General features: G+C 32.6%; 19 protein-coding genes. 5 read left to right on the top strand and 14 right to left on the bottom strand.

What is annotated here, in order from left to right:
• Positions 1-50: 50 nt before the first annotated feature.
• Entirely contained in the window at positions 51-1,625 is a 1,575-nt protein-coding gene (locus ACP7BT_RS04385; RefSeq protein WP_069821853.1) for an alanine/glycine:cation symporter family protein, read from the bottom strand.
• Between the two features lie 337 nt (positions 1,626-1,962).
• On the opposite strand from ACP7BT_RS04385, the gene cozEa reads away from it, so the two are divergent.
• Positions 1,963-3,048, top strand: a complete 1,086-nt coding sequence (cozEa, locus tag ACP7BT_RS04390) for a lipoteichoic acid biosynthesis protein CozEa (RefSeq protein ID WP_037538884.1) — start codon at positions 1,963-1,965, stop codon at positions 3,046-3,048.
• Between the two features lie 175 nt (positions 3,049-3,223).
• Here cozEa and fabI read toward each other — a convergent pair whose 3' ends face one another.
• The 7 genes from fabI to ACP7BT_RS04425 all read right to left on the bottom strand — a co-directional run bounded on the left by fabI (position 3,224) and on the right by ACP7BT_RS04425 (position 10,206).
• Positions 3,224-3,994, bottom strand: coding sequence for an enoyl-ACP reductase FabI (gene fabI / locus ACP7BT_RS04395; protein ID WP_002483750.1), 771 nt, complete (start codon positions 3,992-3,994; stop codon positions 3,224-3,226).
• 271 nt (positions 3,995-4,265) lie between these two features.
• Positions 4,266-6,110, bottom strand: a complete 1,845-nt coding sequence (locus ACP7BT_RS04400; RefSeq protein WP_426303739.1) for a cation:proton antiporter — start codon at positions 6,108-6,110, stop codon at positions 4,266-4,268.
• Between the two features lie 9 nt (positions 6,111-6,119).
• Positions 6,120-7,505 carry a magnesium transporter gene (gene mgtE / locus ACP7BT_RS04405; protein WP_002483753.1) on the bottom strand — a complete coding sequence of 462 codons (1,386 nt, stop codon included), beginning with the start codon at positions 7,503-7,505 and terminating at the stop codon, positions 6,120-6,122.
• A 26-nt stretch (positions 7,506-7,531) separates the two neighbouring features.
• The gene (locus ACP7BT_RS04410; RefSeq protein WP_002483754.1) at positions 7,532-8,386 is read right to left on the bottom strand and encodes an RluA family pseudouridine synthase; all 855 of its coding nucleotides are present in this window, start codon (positions 8,384-8,386) and stop codon (positions 7,532-7,534) included.
• Positions 8,386-9,195, bottom strand: coding sequence for an NAD kinase (locus tag ACP7BT_RS04415; RefSeq protein WP_002483755.1), 810 nt, complete (start codon positions 9,193-9,195; stop codon positions 8,386-8,388). Before ACP7BT_RS04415 ends, ACP7BT_RS04410 begins: the two co-directional genes overlap by 1 nt.
• A gap of 11 nt (positions 9,196-9,206) precedes the next feature.
• Positions 9,207-9,842 (bottom strand): GTP pyrophosphokinase, encoded by a 636-nt coding sequence (locus ACP7BT_RS04420; protein WP_002483756.1) that lies wholly within the window; start codon positions 9,840-9,842, stop codon positions 9,207-9,209.
• Between the two features lie 16 nt (positions 9,843-9,858).
• Positions 9,859-10,206 (bottom strand): hypothetical protein, encoded by a 348-nt coding sequence (locus ACP7BT_RS04425; protein ID WP_002483757.1) that lies wholly within the window; start codon positions 10,204-10,206, stop codon positions 9,859-9,861.
• A 187-nt stretch (positions 10,207-10,393) separates the two neighbouring features.
• Here ACP7BT_RS04425 and ACP7BT_RS04430 point away from each other — a divergent pair, with 187 nt between their 5' ends.
• From ACP7BT_RS04430 to yjbH, 3 genes are all read left to right on the top strand, one after another.
• Positions 10,394-10,978 (top strand): CYTH domain-containing protein, encoded by a 585-nt coding sequence (locus ACP7BT_RS04430; RefSeq protein ID WP_069821851.1) that lies wholly within the window; start codon positions 10,394-10,396, stop codon positions 10,976-10,978.
• Between the two features lie 87 nt (positions 10,979-11,065).
• Positions 11,066-11,437 (top strand): truncated hemoglobin YjbI, encoded by a 372-nt coding sequence (locus tag ACP7BT_RS04435; protein WP_002483759.1) that lies wholly within the window; start codon positions 11,066-11,068, stop codon positions 11,435-11,437.
• Between the two features lie 17 nt (positions 11,438-11,454).
• On the top strand, positions 11,455-12,243 hold the full coding sequence (gene yjbH / locus ACP7BT_RS04440; protein WP_426303740.1) for a protease adaptor protein YjbH: 789 nt from the start codon (positions 11,455-11,457) through the stop codon (positions 12,241-12,243).
• Positions 12,244-12,836: 593 nt separating this feature from the next.
• On the opposite strand, the gene ACP7BT_RS04445 is transcribed toward yjbH, so the two are convergent.
• From ACP7BT_RS04445 to spxA, 5 genes are all read right to left on the bottom strand, one after another.
• Entirely contained in the window at positions 12,837-13,451 is a 615-nt protein-coding gene (locus tag ACP7BT_RS04445) for an NAD(P)-dependent oxidoreductase (RefSeq protein ID WP_002483761.1), read from the bottom strand.
• A gap of 320 nt (positions 13,452-13,771) precedes the next feature.
• Positions 13,772-15,580: an oligoendopeptidase F gene (gene pepF / locus ACP7BT_RS04450; RefSeq protein WP_002483762.1), complete on the bottom strand. Its 1,809-nt coding sequence runs from the start codon at positions 15,578-15,580 to the stop codon at positions 13,772-13,774.
• Positions 15,581-15,631: 51 nt separating this feature from the next.
• Complete coding sequence (locus ACP7BT_RS04455) at positions 15,632-16,630, bottom strand: competence protein CoiA (protein ID WP_002483763.1); 999 nt, start codon at positions 16,628-16,630, stop codon at positions 15,632-15,634.
• A 207-nt stretch (positions 16,631-16,837) separates the two neighbouring features.
• Positions 16,838-17,554 (bottom strand): adaptor protein MecA, encoded by a 717-nt coding sequence (mecA, locus tag ACP7BT_RS04460; RefSeq protein WP_002483764.1) that lies wholly within the window; start codon positions 17,552-17,554, stop codon positions 16,838-16,840.
• Positions 17,555-17,904: 350 nt separating this feature from the next.
• Positions 17,905-18,300 carry a transcriptional regulator SpxA gene (spxA, locus tag ACP7BT_RS04465; protein WP_002483765.1) on the bottom strand — a complete coding sequence of 132 codons (396 nt, stop codon included), beginning with the start codon at positions 18,298-18,300 and terminating at the stop codon, positions 17,905-17,907.
• 303 nt (positions 18,301-18,603) lie between these two features.
• On the opposite strand from spxA, the gene trpS reads away from it, so the two are divergent.
• Positions 18,604-19,593 carry a tryptophan--tRNA ligase gene (gene trpS, locus ACP7BT_RS04470; protein ID WP_002483766.1) on the top strand — a complete coding sequence of 330 codons (990 nt, stop codon included), beginning with the start codon at positions 18,604-18,606 and terminating at the stop codon, positions 19,591-19,593.
• A gap of 82 nt (positions 19,594-19,675) precedes the next feature.
• On the opposite strand, the gene ACP7BT_RS04475 is transcribed toward trpS, so the two are convergent.
• Positions 19,676-21,328, bottom strand: a complete 1,653-nt coding sequence (locus ACP7BT_RS04475) for a peptide ABC transporter substrate-binding protein (protein ID WP_041079586.1) — start codon at positions 21,326-21,328, stop codon at positions 19,676-19,678.
• Between the last annotated feature and the right edge of the window lie 17 nt (positions 21,329-21,345).

A 21,345-nucleotide genomic window follows, 5' to 3' on the forward strand; every position in this document is an offset into this window, starting at 1 on the left:
ACGCATTATTTTAAAATGTTGAAATCTTATTATTTGTGGTGTAAATACCTCTATGACTCATCTGTTTTCTGTTTGGCCAACCGTTGTGGATAGTCTTTTAGCCAAAAGACGGCATTTGGTACTTTTTTGGGGTCTGGTTTGTAAATTGCTTTTTTACCAGAACCTAGTTGTTTTTTCTGTAATTCATAATCTTTCAATGCTTGAATAGCTGGTTTGTGCAATATCCAAATAGCTATGATATTCAACCAAGCCATCATACCAACTCCCAAATCACCCATCATCCAAGCGATATCCGCCGTCTTCACTGCACCATATACTGTGGCAGCAATTAATACGACTCTCGTGACATTAATCCAGAAGAATGTTGTCCTTCCTGTTCCCTTCCGAGTCAAATAAGTAATATTGGTTTCTGCAATATAGTAATACGCTAATATCGTTGTAAATGCAAAGAAGAATAACGCAAATGCAATAAAGTATGAGCCAATGCCTGAAAATGCAGGATCAAAATGATAACTACCACCTTGAAAGGCCTTATCAATACCAGCTTGTGCATACATCGCTGTACCCGAATAATCTTTATCACCATTTGACATTTCTACAAAAATGCCATTATCTTTAATCATACTCGGTTTACCACTTGAGGTTGTCTCTCCATCTGTCACATTATATGTACCTGAAAGTAATATAATTAAAGCCGTTGCCGAACATACAAACAATGTATCTACATAGACAGAAAACGCTTGAACTAACCCTTGCTTAGCTGGGTGTGACACCTCTGCTGCTGAAGCTGCATGTGGTCCAGTTCCTTGTCCAGCCTCATTAGAATACAATCCACGTTTAACACCGATTTCAATCATGGCACCTAAGATACCACCAAAAGCCGCTTGCATACCAAAAGCAGATTTGAAAATAAGTGCAATCAATCCTGGAACTTGTTCAATATTCAAGAATATAATGATAACAGCCATTATAATATATGCAATTGCCATAAATGGAACAATAGCGGTTGCTGCATTCGCTATCCATTTAATACCTCCAAAAATAATTAAGGCTAAAAGCACCGCTAAAAATATTGCAATAATCCATGGTTCCAATCTAAATGCATTTTTCATAGAGCTGGCAATCGCATTAGACTGAACACCTGGTAATAGGAGTCCTACAGAAATGACTGTGACAATAGCAAAAATTAAGCCATAGACTTTTCCTAATTTGCCCTTAATCCCATATTCAATATAGAATGCTGGTCCACCACGGTATTGTCCCTTTTCTTCTCGCTTATATATTTGACCTAGTGTTGATTCTATAAATGCACTACTTGCCCCTAAGAAAGCCGTTGCCCACATCCAAAATACAGCACCTGGTCCACCAATAAAGATTGCAGTTGATACACCCACTATGTTACCAGTACCGACACGGCCAGCGAGTGACAGTGCAATGGCTTGGAAACTCGATATCCCCGTAGGTGATTTTTCCCCTTGAAACATTAATCTGATCATTTCTTTAAAATGCCTAACTTGGAAAAAGCGCATCATTAATGAAAAAAGTACACCTGTAATCAGTAACCCATAAACTAACGGTTTGCTCCAAACAATATCATAAAACCAAGTAAGTAACCCCTCTAACATAATGTATCCCCCTTGTAGTACCATTATGTAAAATGATATATTTTTTATCATTATACACTTATAAAATATTCCGTGCAACGTATTTCATAAGTAATCATTTTCACAATTTATATATTTCAAGTTATAATTAATATAAAATATTTACAATGACTTTATATCAAAGGAAAATAATTTCACACTATTTAATATGACGTCACGCGTATATCGTTTTTAGATTTCTTTATTTATCACAATATACTCTATTGGCTTCAATAATTTTAATTTCATCTTTTGTTATGTCTTCATTTAAGATATACTGAATTGTACTTAAATAATGAATTTTAGGAGGAACCGTTCTATGCTAAATAAGGTTTGGTTTAGAACAGGTATTGCACTATTAATCCTGTTTTTACTAATCAAATTAGTAATGGAAGTCCATAGTGTGTTCACGCCATTTATTATTATTTTACAATCGGTGTTGTTACCACTCTTATTAAGTAGCTTCTTATTCTATATTTGCTTACCTTTTCAAAAAATACTTGAAAAAAATAAAATCCCTCGTTGGGGAAGTATCACTTTAATTTTCATTGGCTTAATTATCATCATTGGTGTTGTCATTGGTTATATAGGACCACTGATTGCCGAGCAAATTGAAAATTTAATTAATCAAATTCCAGCATTACAGCACGAAGTTCAACACATCATTAACTTTTCATTAGACCAAATGGAAAGACTACCTAATGATGTCACAGATAGAATTAATAAAATGGTTCAATCTATGAGTGATAGTACTGCAAATGTTTTATCTAACTCATTAAGTTACTTGACTTCATTTATTTCAACTTTATTCTTACTCATCATGGTGCCATTCTTCTTGATCTATATGTTAAAAGATCACGAACGTTTTATTCCATTTATCGCTAAATTATTTAAAGGCGAAAGAAAAGTATTTATTGTTGATTTATTAAAAGACTTAAATGACACTTTAAAATCTTATATTCAAGGTCAAGTGACAGTAAGTATTATCTTAGGTATCATTTTATATATAGGCTATTCTATTGTAGGTTTAAATTACACATTATTACTTGTTATATTTGCATGTGTTGCCAATATGATACCGTTCTTAGGTCCTTGGATGGCATTTGCACCAGCAGGTATTATTGGTATTATTCAAAGTCCTACAATTTTCATTTGGGTATGTATCATTACACTAATCGCTCAACAATTAGAAGGTAATGTCATCACACCAAACGTTATGGGTAAATCATTAAATATTCACCCACTAACGATTATTGTTGTTATTCTTGCTGCTGGTAATTTAGGTGGTTTCGTACTCATCCTAGTAGCCGTTCCATTATATGCAGTCATTAAAACAATTGTTCGAAATGTATTCCATTATCGAGAAAAGATTATGGAAAAAGCGAATAGTGATGTAAAAGAATAATCATCAAAAAATAAGTGGGAAGATGAACTCATGGTTATATAAAATGCGCTCATCTTCCTTTTTTGAAAATAAAGTTTGAGACCGAGACAATAATCTATGTCTCGGTCTTATTTATATAAAAATACGCATGACCATCGTTGAATTGTAACGATGGTCATGCGTATTTTGTGTTTCTTTATTTAACGATATGGTAACCACTATCTACATGGATATTTTCACCCGTTACACCACTTGAAAAATCACTTAACAAGTATGCCGCTGTCTTACCTACTTCTTCTTGATCAATGTTACGTTTTAGAGGCGCACGTTCTGCAATCTCTTTTAAGATAGTGTTAAAGCCGCCAACACCTTTCGCACTTAATGTACGGATAGGACCAGCTGATATCGCATTAACACGAATGTTATCTTCACCTAAGTCTAAAGCTAAATAACGTACATTTGCTTCTAAACTTGCTTTAGCAACACCCATCACATTGTAGTTTTGTACTGCAAATTCTCCGCCTAGATATGTTGTAGCTACAATGCTACCACCTTCAGGCATTAATTTTTTTGCTTCACGCGCTACAAGTGTTAATGAATAAGAACTAATATCTTGCGCTAATAAGAAACCATCACGTGATGTATCACTAAAGCGACCACGTAAATCTTCCATATTTGCAAAAGCAATTGAGTGGTATACGCCATCAATATGTCCGATATCTTCACCAATTTTAGCAAAACCATTAATGACATCTTCATCTTGTTGAACATCAATTTGATACATATGATGTTCTGATTGGTTTAATTGTTCAACTAATTTTTCTAATTCATTTTTACTGCGATCCTTACGGTATGTAAATACTAATTTTGCACCAAGTTGGTCCAATACTTTAGCTACACCAAAACCGATACTACGTTTGTTCGCAATACCCATAATGACGAATGTTTTATTCTCTAAATTTAACATGAATATAACTCCTTTATTTAAATTTCCATTTTTAATTGGTTCGAGTAGTTATGAAGCTACGAACGATCACTTTGCTCTATGCCAATATAAGCATTCCCTATTTTAACATTGGTTTGATTGAATAAACAATTTATTTTACTATACTCATAAATTTAATACGTTTTCACTTCCAAATTTGTCAGTATAACGCGCTTTCGTACAAAAAAAACATAAAAATAAAGCAAACGACATTGCATACCATGCAATGTCCTTCGCTCTATTTTTCACTAACTTAATAATAGAATTCTAATTCGCGTTTTAATTCGTCTACATATTCTTTTGAACCAGTAACGATTACTCTATCTCTGTAACGTAATTGTGTATCACCATGTGGCACGATAGATTCATTATTTCTAATAATTCGTACAAAGATAATATCTCCACCAAATGGGAAATTACGTAATTGGATTTGATCATATTGATGATTTAACATCGCAATTTCATATAATGATGTTTCAACATTACTTAAAAGATTAAGCATATTTGGTGTTTCAATGAGACCTTTTAACAAAATTTTGTTACTCATATAACTACTGAAGATTTCAATACCCGCTTTTTGTAACGTTTCATCTGACGAACTAGACTCCAATCGACAGATAACACGTTTCACACCATACGCCTTAGCCATCAATGCTACTTTACGGTTAATTTCATCATCATTTGTAGAACATACTACGATATTTCTTTCGAATAGTCCTAGACGTTCTAACAACTCTTCTTCGTAATCCGAAATTTCAATCATTGAAATGGCATCAGACAATTTACGTTTATCACTTAAATCATTTCTATAATAAAGCGATACTTGATAAAGTTGTGATGATAAATTTTGGGCAATTGGAATCGTTAATTGATTTTTCCCAATCAAACTAACTTCAATTTGTCTAGTGGCCTCATCAGGCATAGGAAACATTTTTTTAAATACAATAGGTACAAATACACATGTAATCACTGCACTTAATATCAAAATACCTGAAATTTCTGGTGAAATTGTACCTAATTGTTCTGCTATTTTTGCAGAAGCAATAACTAACGATAAAGTTGATGTTAGTAAAAATGCGGAAGAAATCGTTGTTTTCATATCAAACCATTTTCGTATGTAAAACAATGGAATTAATTTAGAAATTAAAAATGCTAAAATTAAAAATGGAATAATTAATAATAATGCTGGTTCTTTAATGAGTTGTGGAATATTCAAATCTACGCCGACCATTATGAAAAAGATTGGAATAAAAAAGCCATAGCCAAAAGAGTCTAGCTTTTCAACCATATCTTCATCTGGACCAAGTAATGAGACAACCACACCTGCTAAAAATGCACCTAAAATATTTTCTGCCCCTACCCCTTCAGCTAAAGCAACTAACAAAATAATCAGGGCAAATACTGCACGTATACCGATTTGAGTCGTACCATCCATTAATTTCTGTAAAAATTGTGCTTTTTTGAAAATGCCGCCTAACAAATAAAAAATAATGGTAAAGACGACTAAACTACCAATTAGCCATAACGATGTATTACCCGAAGCATGTAATGTACCATAAGCTGTTAATAGAATCATTGTAACTAAGTCTGCAAGTACAGCTACTAATAAGATAAACTGACCTATCGTCGTACGCATAATATTCATTTCTTTAAGTGTCGGCACGACTACACCTAATGAGATCGTAGAAATAATAATAACCATTAGTAAGACATCATCAATAAGTCCAAACCACTTAAACATATATGCGAAAATAATAGAAATAATCATAATAAACATGAAAACAACAACTGCTAATTGTAAATGGCCAGGTTCTTGTTTCTTCAATTTTTGTTCTTTATTCGCTGAACTTTTATCTCTTTTAAAAGCTTTAAAATCTATTTCCAAACCACTTAAGAACATCAAGAAAATAAATCCTAAAGTTGATAATATATTGAGCATTGCATCTCGTTCTACTAAATTTAAAAATGAGTGCCCAATGACAATGCCCATTAAAATTTCAGCTACCACTATAGGTAAAAATGTGATTCTGAGTCGATTGACTAATATTGGTGTAAAAAATGCCGCTAACACTACGACAACAAGCGATAAAAATTCCATATAACCCCCTTAAGTTAAATAAGACATAAATGATGTAGCTAATCCAAAATAAATTAGCATACTGACAATATCATTGATTGTTGTGATAAATGGTCCGCTAGCAACCGCTGGATCAATTTTCAATTTATTCATTACTAAGGGAATCATGGATCCCACTAAAGTACCTACCGTCATTGCAATCGTCAAACTTCCACCAACAATGATAGCTAGTATTGCTTGTCCGTACAGCACCATTATAATAATAAATAGTAACAAAGCACATACAAGACCACTTAAAAATCCACTACCCGCTTCTCTTAAAGCGACTTTAAATTTACTTTGTTCATATATTTCACCAGTAGAAATATTACGTACGGATACGGCGAGTGATTGTGTCCCAGAGTTCCCGGACATCCCGCTGATAATAGGAATAAATGCTGCTAATAATGCTACTTTTGATAAAGTATCTTCAAATGAACCTAATATTGTTGCTGTAATCATCCCTAAAAATGTTAAAATAATTAACCATGGCAATCTCTTTTTAGCTGTCGTAAACACTGAATCATTTGTTGCATCTACGTCTGATACACCAGCCAAACGAGAGTAGTCTTCACTTGCTTCTTCGTCCATAACATCCAAGATATCATCGATTGTTATAATACCTAGCAAATGATCTTGATAATCGACAACTGGCATTGCAATAAAATCATAGTCTCTCATCTTTTGAGCTACATCTTCTTGGTCATCTGCAGCATTTGCACTAATGACACGTTCACTCATTATGTCTTCTATGTATGCATCATTTTCAGCAATAATTAAATCTCTAAGAGAGAGTACCCCAGCCAATTGTTTGTTATCATTAACTGCAAAAATAACATAAATTGTCTCAGCGTCTGGCGCTTGTTCTTTGACATGCATGAGCGCTTCTTTTACTGGCATGGTTGCCTTTAAAGAAATATATTCAGTTGTCATAATACCGCCGGCAGTATCTTCATCATAATGTAATAATGCTTTTATTTCTTTTGCATCTTCTCTATTCATTAACGTGAGGAGACTAACTATTTTTTGCTTAGATAGCTGGTTCATAATGTCAACTGCATTATCGTAAGACATTTCTTCTAGTACCTTGCTTGCATAATTAGCATTCATCGCATCAAAAAGTGATTCGTATTCATCTTCATCAATTTCTAATTGTTCAAAGAAATCCGCTACTTCTTCTGGCGATAGTACTTCATACATACGTTGGCGTATATCTTCATTGCTATCCTCAAAGTATTCACTTTGTTCATATGTATGCATGGATAAGAATTCATCTCTAAATTCATCTATATGATTATTTAACAACAAATTGTCTAATAATGTTTGGTCATAAACTTGTTCATCCTCTAAAACGATTGAATCTTTCTCATTAGCCATTCGTACACCTCCATGTATGTTTAAAATTATATCATATTAAATAGCGTTTCTATTGCATCATATTTATCATTAATTACAATATTTTGATTTTTTATAGGATGTATGAATGCCACCTGGGTACATCTCAATAGTTGATGATGATAGCTTTCATGCTTGCCACCATAAAGCGCATCGCCTACGATAGAATGACCGATATGCTGAAAGTGCACACGTATTTGATGTGTTCTTCCAGTTAGTAATGTTACTTCACACATACTAAATCCTTCCTTATATTCCACTCGCTTAAACCGTGTTTGCGCTGTTTTTCCAGCTGCATCGACACGACGTTGAATAATACTTTCTGGGTGTCTTGCAATGGGCGCATCTATCACGCCTTCTTTTTCAGTCTTACCATAACAGATACAAAGATATTTTTTATCTATATTAAGGTTAGACATTAAATGATGAATAAACCCATGTTTAGCCAATATAACAATTCCAGAGGTATTACGATCTAGTCGTGTCACTATATGGGGATTGATGCCAGGCTGTTTTTCATTTAAATAGCCTAATACTTGTTCTACTATACTATAATGCAAATGGTCTCTTGAAGGTGCGCAGTTCTGATACGGTGGTTTTGATACAACAATTAAATAGTCATCTTCGAATAAAATATTTAATGGTTGTTGATAAGGTTTAAGATTTGTACTTGGGATTTCTTTACCAAGGTATACTTCCAAAATATCACCAATAGCCAATTGTTTTCTAACCGTAACAGTTTGACCATTAACTACTAAAGCGCCATTATGTTTAATGGCGCTTATCGTTCGCTTAGAGAAATGATGTCGTTGTAAAAAAGAACGTAACATTTCTGAAGCAGTAATATTAAAAGTAAACTTCATTATTCATCCTCTCCACTGGAAATAAATGAATCATGAACTCTTTTCCAAAAAGGAAATGGTCTAAATCGAGCAAATCGTATCTTCTCATTGGCTACTCTATATTGTATTGCATTCACATTCTTATGTTTAATACTCACATGATCAATGGTAGTTAAAATTGTGTCCTGATTAACTGGTGTTATCAAACACGTATGATGTTTAGGTAAGACTAAGGGAGAACCTACCGTTCTAAAGACTCTATTATTAATCGATGCGATTTCTGCAATTTGCATTGCTTCTAATGAAGGATGTATCAATGCCCCACCTAACGCTTTGTTATAAGCAGTTGAACCTGATGGTGTGGATATACACAAACCATCACCTCTAAAACGCTCAAACTGGTTACCCCTTATATTTACATCCACAACAAGCGTAGACCCATTTTCCGTTTTCATAGTAGCCTCATTTAAAGCTAAATGGCGAGTTTCATAACCATTATCATTATAACGAACGATGATTTCTAATAAGGGATACTCAATGACTTGAAATTCGGAATTATTAATTTCAATAATTAACTTTTCCACTTCATGTGGTAGCCAATCAGCATAAAAACCTAAATGTCCTGTATGAATCCCAACAAATGCACAACGAGAAAGCATGTAACTATACTGGTGAAACGCTTGTAACAATGTGCCATCTCCCCCTACAGAAATGACAATCTCTGGATTATCTGGGTCTTCAACCATTTGAAAATCTTTCATATGGTTAATCATCTTATGTTTTAAAGCATTTGATTTTGAATCACCTTTAGATAATATCGTGTAACGCATCGTAACATCCCCTAGTCATTATTATGCTTTTTCGCACGCTTTTTAGAATAATATTTCTGTGCTTCTTGAATTTCTTCTTTTATTTCAGACATTTCTTCGTCTAATAAGAAAGCTGCTTCTGCCGCTCGCTCTAAACGATGTTGAATCTCAGGTGGATAGTCTCCATCATATTTATATCTCAGTGTATGTTCTATCGTTGCCCAAAAATTCATCGCTAACGTTCTGATTTGAATTTCTGCTAAAATGCTCTTTTCTCCATTAAGTGTTTCTATAGGATATTCAATAATCACATGGAATGAACGATAACCACTTTGTTTCGTATTACTAATATAATCTCTTTCTTCGACAACTTTAAAGTCTTTACGTTGTCTCAATAAATTAACCACGATATCTATATCATCAACAAATTGACACATTAAACGTAAACCAGCGATATCGTACATTTCTTCATGTAAACGATCAAATGATATTTGGCGCTTATTTGCCTTATCAATAATACTCGTCATTGGTTTCACACGGCCCGTTACAAATTCTATAGGAGAAGCATTATCTTCTACTTCATATTGTTTTCTAAGCCCTTTTAATTTAATCTTCAGTTCGTCGACTGCTTGCTTATATGGAGATAAAAACTGATCCCACTGATTCATTGTGCTTCACTCCGCTTCAATCTAATTCGAAAGTATTTTCAACAACGGACACAAACTCCTTACCATAATTTGAATTACCTTGTATGTTATCCAATATATAGTTAAATTCATTTTCGAATTGTTTTAATTCTAGTTCATCATTAATAATCAATTTCTTGCCTTTATTTTCATGTAACATAGACCAAGTTTCTTGGACAAATATTAAATAAGAATATGATTGTCCATCGTCTAAAATATATGCAAAACTATAATTATCGCTATCAACAAGCATTTGTCCTGCTTCTTGTAAGCCTTCTGTAGATTGCTCTGTATAACAATTTATACTGTCTTCTGTAACTTTAATTTCATTTACATAAATACGCATGCTTGTTCCTCCTTATTCCTCATCATTTTAACATAATTCTATCGTACATAACACGTCACAACTTACATGTTTTACCAACATATATACATAACTTTTACTTAATTCAAATTTTACAAATGCAGTTCAATTTAAAATAAGGAAAAAGTGATTTAAAATAAGTTATTATATGTAAAAAAGGAGTGTATGCATGGCTACGAATAATGAAATTGAATTTAAACAATTATTAACCCAATCACAATACCAATCCATTTATAAAACCTATTTTCAGGATGTCGGTACCTTTAGTCAAACTAACTACTATATTGATACACCACAATTTGACTTGAAGGCAAACCAGTCAGCCTTAAGAATTCGTGTGAAAGATGATTATAATGAGATGACTTTAAAAATACCTGCTGAAGTTGGTCTGATGGAATATAATTTTGAAACTCGGGTCGTGCCTGAATTAAACAAATCAATCACGACACAAATGTTGCCTGCTGAAATCATAGAACAACTTGAAAAAATGGACTTTGACTTAAATCAATTAGTTATTCTTGGCGCATTAACGACAGAACGACTCGAAAAAGAAGTTAATGGGAATTTACTTGTATTAGATAAAAGTCGCTATCTTGCTTTCGAAGATTTTGAACTAGAATTTGAAGTTGATGATTACGATGAAGGGTTCAAACAATTTAAAAATATTCTTGAACAATTTAATATGCAACATGAAATACCAGATAATAAAGTCCAAAGATTTTTTAAACGTAAATCAAATTTATCTGGCAATTAATCAAGCACAATAGCAAGAAGTCGAATTACTTCCAAATGTAAAAATTCATGTTATATTAGTAATATATTAACAGGATACGGTGATATTATGACTCAAACACCTTATGAAATCATTGGACATGACGCCTTATACAAGATGATTGATCATTTTTATTATTTAGTTAAACGCGACGATAGAATTAACCATTTGTTTCCTGGGGATTTTGAAGAAACGAGTAGAAAACAAAAGCAATTCTTGACGCAATTTTTAGGTGGTCCAAACCTTTATACACAGGAACATGGTCACCCAATGCTAAAAAAACGGCATATGGATTTCATAATCACAAATCACGAACGAGATGCGTGGCTTGAAAATATGGCACATGCAATCGCGCATGCACAATTTCCAGCTGGTGTTGGTGATTACTTATATGAACGATTACGTTTAACGGCAAATCACATGGTTAATTCCGAAAATTAATTGTAGGTGGAATAGACATGACTGAAGAATTAATATTAATACAACCTAATAGTCGTGAAGATGCAAATCTTTCACCTGTGAGCAAGATAGAAATTTATTCCTTTTTCGATCCATTCAGTAAGGAATGCTTTAAGCTATCGGCTATCCTTTCTAAATTACGTATTGAATATAAGCAATATATTAGTATTAGACATATATTGAACCCTTCATTACGTGTTTTAACAAAATGCCAAGCTCAGAGCACCTCTGATTTAGATAATATCGCATTAGCCTATAAGGCTGCGGAACTTCAAGGACGTATTCGTGCTGAACGATTTATACATCTCGTTCAAAATGAAATTATTCCTAAGCGTGATATTATTACTGAATCAATGGTAAATAGTTGTATCAGTAACGCAGGTTTAGATTACGAAGTATTTAAAGAAGATTTAAATAGTTCTTGCTTAAAAGAAAGTTTACAAGTAGACTTGCATATTGCTCGAGAAATGGAAATTGAGGAAGCGCCCTCTCTCGTATTTTTTAATGAAGATGTTCATGAAGAAGGCTTAAAAGTGGAAGGCTTATATCCTTACCATATATACACATATATTATTAATGAGCTTATTGGTTCAACAATAGAAAAAGAATTACCACCAAGTTTAGAAGACTATATTCAACAACAACAATTGGTTACCAAAGAAGAGCTACTTACGATTTATGAATGGCCGGAAAAACTAATGAATAAAGAACTTAAAAAGCTAGCACTACAGCAAAAAATTGAAAAACTTAAATCACCAGATGGCAAATTCTGGAAAGCAAAAAATTAATCTTTTTAACACGTACGATATAGTATAAATGTATTAATTTCAAAAACATGAAGTTGGGACATACAGTCCCATGTTCAAATAAAGAGGACTAATCACTATGTAAATGGATTAGCCCTCTTTATTTATATTCATTACACCATTTAGATTGTACTTGCTACTCTAGAGATATAGACCAACCCATAGTCCTTAACTCATACAATTTCTCTGTATATCAGCACGTGAAGATTTCGTGTAGAAACGATAAATACATACAATTTAAAATGCACTTGATTTTCACGCTATTCATAAATAAGAACTTGAAATTGTCCTAATGACACTATAGTAAAAAGATTACTTAATACATTAGAAAATTATATTAATGTAAACAAAACGTGAATTCCTATATTTTGTCCTTTAATCTTACAAATATTTAGTTATTAAGCTATTCATAGTCAAACTATTTTCCTTTATTACGATGACATCTTTTTAATTGCAGAGATATTTGCACTACTTAGTATGTTCATAAAAAATGGACTAGTGCGCTTTTGCTCACCAGCCCATTTTATGATAGTGCTTTATTATGAATGGCTTACTACTTTTTTGTTTTTTGAAAATTACTTTGCAAATACCGCAAAGCGACTTTGAATATGTTCAGGGCCCATTGCCTCATCTACAATTGCTTTAGCAAAATCTGCATAACTTACATGTGTACCTATTACTTCATCATCACTCACTTTATAAGTGCCTGTTTTCTCACCATCAAATTGAAAATCTGGTGCTGGACACACAAAAGTCCATTGCACATCATCACGCTTTTTAATTTCTTCAAATGTTTTGACTTGCGCCATGCTAATAGGTTTTACTTCTTCTGGCATATCAGGAGAATCAATCAATCTTTCTGTATGTGCTTTATCTACGTATAAACTACCTGCGCCACCTATAATAATGAGTCGTTTTTGACTGTCACTAACCAAATTACTAAGATGTTCTAGCGATTGACTGTGCTCATTCAACTTATCTTTATTCATTTGTCCAAATGCATCAACAATGACATCAAAAGGTGCAATATCTTCTTTAGTCAAATCAAACAAATCTTTTTGTAAGACTTGATGCGCAACTGTTTTATTCTCACTTCTAACAATTGCTGTAACATCTAGCGATCTTTCTACCGCTTCCTTAGTAATAAGTTGACCGGCTTTCCCATTTGCTGCTACTACTGCAATTTTCATGAAAACACTTCTTTCTTGTATTTATTTTAGATACAAGTTTAGGATAACGCTTTTTCGGAATAAAGTCAATTGAATAGTTATTCATTTAAACGCATCTTGGAAATTTATTTAAAAAGAGCATAAAAAAACGCCGTGTCTGATTACACGGCGCTAAACAAAGGGGATGGGAGAAATTTTTCACTTCAAACAAAGGGGTATGTTTGTTATGTGATTAATTTCATGTTTATAATATAACACGCTAAAATAGACCTTTCAACCATTTGAATTAAATAATTTTAGTTTGTCACAAACTTGTCATATTGTAAACGAATACATTCACATTAAGCTTTCATTAGCTTTTCAAAAGCGTCTAATTTTTGTTCAAAGACTTTACAAGCTTGTTCAATTGGTTCTGGTGTTGTCATATCTACCCCAGCATTTTTCAATATTTCTATAGGATAATTTGAACTACCTTTTTTCAGAAATTCATTAATATAACGATCAACAGCAGGTTGTCCTTCAGTTAATATTTGATGACTTAAACTTTGTGCTGCACTGTATCCGGTTGCATATTGATACACATAATAGTTCATATAGAAATGAGGAATTCTAGACCATTCTTTACTAATATCTTCATCAGTTTCAACTGAATCGCCAAAGTATAATCTGTTTAATTCTGCATACTCTTCGTTCATACGATTAGCTGTTAACGGCTCACCCGCCTCTTCAATTTGGTGAATTTTATGTTCAAATTCTGCAAACATTGTTTGTCTAAATAATGTAGCACGGAAACGTTCTAACTCTTGATTTAGTAACAATAGTCTTCTTTCATCGTCTAAATGCTTATCCATATAGTCACTTAATAAAGCTTCATTACAAGTAGACGCAACTTCAGCAACAAAAATCGTATAATCACTTGAATTAGAAGGCTGATTTTGACGACTAAAATAACTATGCGCTGAATGTCCAAATTCATGCACTAAAGTATATAAATCAGAAACTGTATTCGACCAATTTAAGAGAATAAATGGGTTGGTTAAGTGCGCACCTGAAGAATAACCGCCTGAACGTTTGCCTTTGTTTTCAAACACATCAACCCAGCGATTGTTTAAGCCTTCATGTACTACTTTCATATATTCTTCACCCATTGGTTGCAACGCTTTTACCATCCAGTCTTTTGCTTCCTCATATGGCATTTCAAATTTCACATCTTTAACTAATGGTGTATAAAGATCATACATTTTCATATCATCTAAACCTAATAACTCTTTACGTAATTTGGTATAGCGATGTAACAATGGTAAGTATTCATGTACTGTTTTCACCAAATTATCATATACTGTCTCTGGTATATGGTTATTACTTAACGCCGCTGCTCTTGCCGATTCATAATGATGTGTTCTTGCATTAAATACATTCTTTTTAACTTCTCCAGCCAATGTAGCACTTAGCGTATTATTGTATGCGCCGTATGCTTTGTATAAGTTTTCGAATGCAGATTTACGTAACACGCGATCATCTGATTCTAAACATTTAATAAATGTACCTTGAGTGAGTGAATGCGTATTACCATCCTTATCGACAGCGTCTTCAAACTCTAAATCAGCGTTACTAAACATACCATATACATTATCTGGTGTTGATAATGCATCTTGCGCTTCTGTTAGTAACTTTTCTTTATCTGCAGTTAATACATGAGGACGTTTTTCATTAATTAATTTCAAATCAAATGCATATTGTTTTAAATCATCATTTTCTTCAATGAATGATTGAATTGTTTCTTCATCTATTTGTAAGATTTCAGGTACTAAGAAACTCCAACCTGAACTAAATTTTATAATTAATTGATGTGCACGTGATTCGTATCCTGTATATTTATCATTGGCAGTGTCTTGGTCTTGTTTTAAATGTGCATATACATATACTTTTTCTAATTTTGAACCTAGTTCATCTTCTAATGCTAACGCTTTATATAAAGTTTCAGCATTATCTCCTAAATGTCCTTGAAATTGTTGCTCTTGACCGAGGTTATCCTCAACCTCTTTGAAAGCTTGTTCAAAAGCTTCATCTGATTCAAATATAGTTGTTAAATCCCATGTATATTCAGGATATTTACGTTCTTGTTCTTCTCTTGTTAATTGTTGTGTCATTTTTAGTAAACCTCCTATGTTTTTCAATACTTTAATTTTCTCACGTCCGGCCTAATTTTGCACGTTATTGTATTCCATTTTACTGTAAGAATTTCTGAATTTATTTATAAGCTCATTAACTATGACATCCTTTGTATTTTCTATGTTATAAAAGTGATTAAGCATTATTTTTTCATTAAATTCGTTTAAATTTTGCGGTGTTTTAACAAGTAAATATAATAATTGCAATTGCCAATAAATAGGATGGGATTGAATGTATAATTGTTCTGGATATATGATTCCTAAATACGTACTTACCCAATTATCAGATAGACCTAAATTATACATAACGCTTAAACTTGGTTCTTTAACAGAGCGTGTACATCGACAACGATTTATATATTGCTGAATCGTATTTTTGTTTAATTTGATATCACGCGTAAAATCTTCAGTTTCAATTTGACTAAACACATAGTCAAAATCTTTAATCTCCAGTTTAAATTTATGTGCAATATAGCGATTGCCACCAATAAAATTATAAATTTGATACATATATAACTGCTTGTTACTACTGTCCCATGTGAGCAAGCGTTTAGATTTAAAATCTATAAAAGTTCTTTCGTACTTCGTTAATATTAAAATATGCCTAAGTTTATCGTAATATGGGTTTGGAATAATCCATATTAATCTATAACCAATATGTAACAAACCGTTACTACGTTTTTTCACACTAGAAATTGTGATTTTTGAAAATTGTATTTCTATGGCGATCTTTTTATCAATAATTAAATCAGGATATTGATAAATCCCAGCAATATAAGGCTCGATTTGTACATGATAACCGATACATGACAATTTCAGTGCAAGCTGATATTTAAGTGAGTAATGTGCCTGAGTTTCACCTTTACTACAAAAAATAGAAGCTACTTTTAAATGAGCAAAATGTGGTGTGATTATTTCACCTTTTTTTAAAATCATTTTATTTTTACAATGTGGACATGTATATTCGGCACCTTTAACAGCATGATTTGCAAAAACTAAATGTTTATGATGGTCATACGCTAACAACACGCTTCTTCACCTCATAATAATTACACCTTATTAATCAATAAATTACTTCTACTACTAGATAAAATATTGCCTATTTATTTAAAAACGCAATTGCTCTATAAAAAAACCAGCTAAGGGTAATGACCCATAGCTGGTTTCAACATCTTATAATGCATTTGTTATCTAACGTGCTTTTATAAATTAAATACGTTAATTTTGACTTGTATTTTATGCTTCTGTGTTTGGGAAATAACGACGTACTTGTGATGCAACATTATGACTCATGATAATTTTGGCATAGTCGTTTAAATACACTTCTGATTTATCAGTAGGATATGCGAACTCAAGTAATTGACTATAACTATCATTAATTGTTTCTTGATCTACTGTTTCATCATAATGGACAGCATAATAATATACATTGTTAAGACTATATAATAAATCTTCGAACTCATCTGTCACTTGATTATTATAGTGTGCATATTCAATAACTTCTTCTAAATCATTGAATTTAACAATCACAGTACGTGTATTTTGACGATTGCGCTCATTTTGATCTTGATTTTGCTTGTTATCTTTTTGTTGTTGACGTTGATCAAATAAATCTTCTAAACTATCATCTTGATCAAATGTTTGTGACAATAAATCATTTACCTGATAATCAAGTTGTTCATTGTCTTCATCTGACATATTAATAAGATCTTCATTTTTAGATTTAGATATCGTAACTTCAACGCCTTTTTCAAACGCATGCACTTGTATCCATAATGGGCCTTCTACTACAAAGTCTTCTTCTTCATTGATTTCTTCCATCATATTCCAAAAGAATTCTTCTCCACGTTTGCGGTTTGTCCATAAATCTTCTCGTTTAAATCCTCTAGCCTCAATATCACTATAAGTTATAAATAATTTAACAGTTGTAGCGTCAACGCGCTCTATTCTCATATCATCTCACTCCTTACAGTCGATGAATAGTAATCATATTGTATTAGAACGTAGTAAGAATTACAATTGATTTGTTTGATTAATTTTTACTAAATCCTATTTGGTCTCTAATATTAACATATACCTTTGAATTAGCCAAAAAAACAGCACTAAACTAAGAAAGTGCTGTTGCAATCATGTCATTACTTATTTACAAATAGCTAGCCACATCATAACAATAAGATGATATCACCTTATCATTTGACGTGCATACCCAATTGTTTGTTATGTTAAAAATATAACAAAACCACAAAGCAACATGCTTAAATATCGCTTTATGGCTCGTCTATTTCATGTATTTAATGTATTAATTAGTCAACCATACGTTGTGCTTCTTGCAATTGGAACGTACGAACTTTTCTTGGTAAGAAACGTCTAATTTCGTCTTCATTATAACCAACTTGTAAACGTTTTTCGTCTAAAATAATTGGGCGACGTAATAAACCAGGATTATCTTGAATAATTGAATATAAATCTTGAAGTGGTAATGCGTCAATATCCACATTTAATTTTTGGTAAGTTTTAGAACGTGTAGATATAATTTCATCTGTACCATCTTCAGTCATTTTTAAAATTTGTTTGATTTCGTCGATTGTTAAGTGTTCTGAAAAAATGTTACGCTCCGTATACGGAATGTCATGTTCTTGTAACCATGCTTTCGCTTTACGGCAAGATGTGCAACTTGGTGAAGTAAATAATGTTACCATACATCTCACTCTCCTATTTTTCATGAATGTAAATTCATTTGATTTCAATATTTATATGATTAAGAAATTGCTTAAGTAATTTCGTCTTCCTTAACCTTACAATGAAAGTATACCCTTTCAACATTAAAATTAAATGAGAATTCTCTAATTTTTTCAAAAATTTTAAATTAAAAGTATTTCTCAATAAATTCAATTAAAAATATTGATATGTCTATAGTATAACATAACTTACAAATGATTGAAATACTGTTATAATAAACCTATTATGTAAAAAATTAAATTTAAGAAAGTAGGCATTGTAATATGGAAACATTATTTTCGGGTATCCAGCCTAGTGGTATTCCTACAATTGGTAATTATATTGGTGCTTTAAAACAATTCGGTGAAGTTCAAGACGATTACAATTGTTTCTTTTGTATCGTAGATCAGCATGCAATTACGGTACCACAAGATCGTTTGAAATTACGTAAACAAACAAGACAACTAGCTGCAATTTATTTAGCTTCTGGCATCGATCCAGAAAAATCAACTTTATTTATTCAATCAGAAGTGCCAGCGCATGTTCAGGCAAGTTGGATGTTAACAACCATTTCTTCTATCGGTGAATTGGAACGTATGACTCAGTTTAAAGATAAAGCCGTTAAACAAACGGAAGGTGTCCCTGCCGGCTTATTAACATATCCTCCTTTAATGGCAGCGGATATCGTTATATACAACACAAATATCGTACCCGTTGGTGATGACCAAAAGCAACACATGGAATTAACAAGAAACTTAGTTGATAGATTTAATTCTCGCTACAACGACATTTTAGTTAAGCCTGAGATTCGTATGCCTAAAGTTGGCGGCCGCGTAATGAGTCTCCAAGATCCAACGAAAAAAATGAGTAAGAGTGATGATAATCAAAAAAACTTCATTTCTTTACTAGACCAACCAAGCGTTGCGGCTAAAAAAATAAAAAGTGCTGTAACTGATTCAGATGGTATTATTAAATTCGATCGCGACAATAAACCAGGTATCTCTAATTTATTATCTATTTATTCAAGTTTAACTGACGAATCAATTGATGCGCTTCAAGAAAAATACAAAGATTCGAATTATGGTGTGTTTAAAGCAGACTTAGCAGAAATCGTGAGTGATTTCTTAACTGCTTTCCAAGAAAAATATGAATACTATTTAAATTCAGAAGAACTTGACACTATTTTAGATAATGGTAGAGACAAAGCACAACAAGTATCATTCAAAACGTTGAAAAAAATGGAAAAAGCAATGGGCTTAGGTCGTAAAAGATAAGTTATTTATCTCAAATCCCGCAAGTTAAAAAGGAGCATCCATTAAGTTGGATGCTCCTTTTATGTTACTTTTTAATTTTTTATTAGTCTTTCTTTTTACCAGTTTTAGGATCGATATCTTTATCAATGGTTACATCTTTAAGTGTTGTATCACCACCGATTTGGTGATATACCAAACCTTTAACTTGTGGATTTGTTAAATGCGCTTCCCCTTTTTGATAAATTGGTGCAACTGGGGCATCATTTAACATTAATTCTTCAGCTTGTTTCATAGCTGCATTACGTTCTTCAGGTTTTTTCAATAGTTTTCCATTAGCATCTTTAACAAGTTTATCGTATTCCTTACTACTCCATGCTGTATTATTATTAGAGTTACCTGTTGTCATAATATTTAAGAATGTTAGTGGATCAGGATAATCAGGACCCCAACCAGATAATGAAGCTTCAAACGTTTCTGTTGATTCTTGATTTAAACGCTGTTTAAATGGTAATTGTTTAATTTTCAAAGTAACACCAGGTAAAGTGCTTTCCACCTGTGATTTAATATATTCAGCAGATATTTTAGCATCTGGTGTATCTTCAGTGTTCATCGTAAAGGTTATATTTTTAACGCCTAAATCCTTTTTAGCTTTTTCAAAATGTTTTTTTGCTGCTTTTGGATTATAAGTTAATGGCGAATCAATAGACTCAGAAAAATCTTTAGCATCAGGTGTCTCTGCTGTTAGTTTCGCAGTGAAACCATTTGTTGCTTCTGACCCATTGTTTTTAACTGAATTAACATATCCTTCTTTATCAATAGATTGTGCAATTGCCAGTCTTAAGTCTTTATTTTTAAATTCAGGTACATTATCTTGGTTCATTTTAATGTAGAATGTACTTGCTAATAAACGTTTTTTCAAGCCTGGGTTGTCAGCATATTTATCCACTTGATCTGCTGTAATCGTCGTATCATCAACTGAACCAGTATCATAAAGTGAGGCACCAGCTTGCTGATCTTTTAATACTTTATAGTTTACACGATCTAAGTGTACTTGCTTTTTATCCCAATAATCTTCGTTTTTTACAAGTTGTATCTTATCTTCTACTTTCCATTCTTTCACTTTGAACGGCCCATTAAATACTGTTTTAGCTGCTGTTGTCCCATATTGGTCACCATTTTTCTTCACTACTTTTTCGTTCAGTGGCATAAACGTACCAAATGCGAACATTTCATTAATATATGGAATCGGTTTTGTTAACTCAACTTTTAATGTATGGTCATCAACCGCTTTCACACCTAGCTCATCGACATCCTTTTTACCCATATTAATTGCTTCAGCATTTTTCAAATCATACATGATATAAGCATACTCAGATGCCGTATCTGGATTCACCACACGTTTCCAAGCGTACTCAAAATCATGTGCAGTTACTGGATCCCCATTTGACCACTTGGCATCTTTACGTAACTTGATTGTAAGTGTTTTTCCCCCATTACTTTCTTTTGGCATTGCTTTTGCTACCCCTGGTTGTGCTTTATCATCTTTATCTAATGTATATAAGCCTTCGTATATTTGATTGAAAATATCGAATGACACCGTATCTGTAGCTAATGCAGAATCTAATGTTGAAATATCTGATGGCAGTACTTTCCTAAAAACTTGTCCTTTATCAGAATATACCCCTTCCGCACTACCACAACCAGCTAATACAACCGATAGTGCAATCAGAATAATAAATAATTTGAATTTTCTCATCGTAATCCCCCTTTCCC

It is taken from the genome of Staphylococcus sp. Y174-1, from assembly GCF_049897865.1.
In the GTDB taxonomy this organism is placed as follows: domain Bacteria; phylum Bacillota; class Bacilli; order Staphylococcales; family Staphylococcaceae; genus Staphylococcus; species Staphylococcus saprophyticus.

Excerpts from the sequence above, each read along its gene's own strand:
- ACP7BT_RS04385 (WP_069821853.1), bottom strand. The coding sequence starts at position 1,625 with ATGTTAGAGGGGTTACTTACTTGGTTTTATGATATTGTTTGGAGCAAA.
- cozEa (WP_037538884.1), top strand. The coding sequence starts at position 1,963 with ATGCTAAATAAGGTTTGGTTTAGAACAGGTATTGCACTATTAATCCTG.
- fabI (WP_002483750.1), bottom strand. The coding sequence starts at position 3,994 with ATGTTAAATTTAGAGAATAAAACATTCGTCATTATGGGTATTGCGAAC.
- ACP7BT_RS04400 (WP_426303739.1), bottom strand. The coding sequence starts at position 6,110 with ATGGAATTTTTATCGCTTGTTGTCGTAGTGTTAGCGGCATTTTTTACA.
- mgtE (WP_002483753.1), bottom strand. The coding sequence starts at position 7,505 with ATGGCTAATGAGAAAGATTCAATCGTTTTAGAGGATGAACAAGTTTAT.
- ACP7BT_RS04410 (WP_002483754.1), bottom strand. The coding sequence starts at position 8,386 with ATGAAGTTTACTTTTAATATTACTGCTTCAGAAATGTTACGTTCTTTT.
- ACP7BT_RS04415 (WP_002483755.1), bottom strand. The coding sequence starts at position 9,195 with ATGCGTTACACGATATTATCTAAAGGTGATTCAAAATCAAATGCTTTA.
- ACP7BT_RS04420 (WP_002483756.1), bottom strand. The coding sequence starts at position 9,842 with ATGAATCAGTGGGATCAGTTTTTATCTCCATATAAGCAAGCAGTCGAC.
- ACP7BT_RS04425 (WP_002483757.1), bottom strand. The coding sequence starts at position 10,206 with ATGCGTATTTATGTAAATGAAATTAAAGTTACAGAAGACAGTATAAAT.
- ACP7BT_RS04430 (WP_069821851.1), top strand. The coding sequence starts at position 10,394 with ATGGCTACGAATAATGAAATTGAATTTAAACAATTATTAACCCAATCA.
- ACP7BT_RS04435 (WP_002483759.1), top strand. The coding sequence starts at position 11,066 with ATGACTCAAACACCTTATGAAATCATTGGACATGACGCCTTATACAAG.
- yjbH (WP_426303740.1), top strand. The coding sequence starts at position 11,455 with ATGACTGAAGAATTAATATTAATACAACCTAATAGTCGTGAAGATGCA.
- ACP7BT_RS04445 (WP_002483761.1), bottom strand. The coding sequence starts at position 13,451 with ATGAAAATTGCAGTAGTAGCAGCAAATGGGAAAGCCGGTCAACTTATT.
- pepF (WP_002483762.1), bottom strand. The coding sequence starts at position 15,580 with ATGACACAACAATTAACAAGAGAAGAACAAGAACGTAAATATCCTGAA.
- mecA (WP_002483764.1), bottom strand. The coding sequence starts at position 17,554 with ATGAGAATAGAGCGCGTTGACGCTACAACTGTTAAATTATTTATAACT.
- spxA (WP_002483765.1), bottom strand. The coding sequence starts at position 18,300 with ATGGTAACATTATTTACTTCACCAAGTTGCACATCTTGCCGTAAAGCG.
- trpS (WP_002483766.1), top strand. The coding sequence starts at position 18,604 with ATGGAAACATTATTTTCGGGTATCCAGCCTAGTGGTATTCCTACAATT.
- ACP7BT_RS04475 (WP_041079586.1), bottom strand. The coding sequence starts at position 21,328 with ATGAGAAAATTCAAATTATTTATTATTCTGATTGCACTATCGGTTGTA.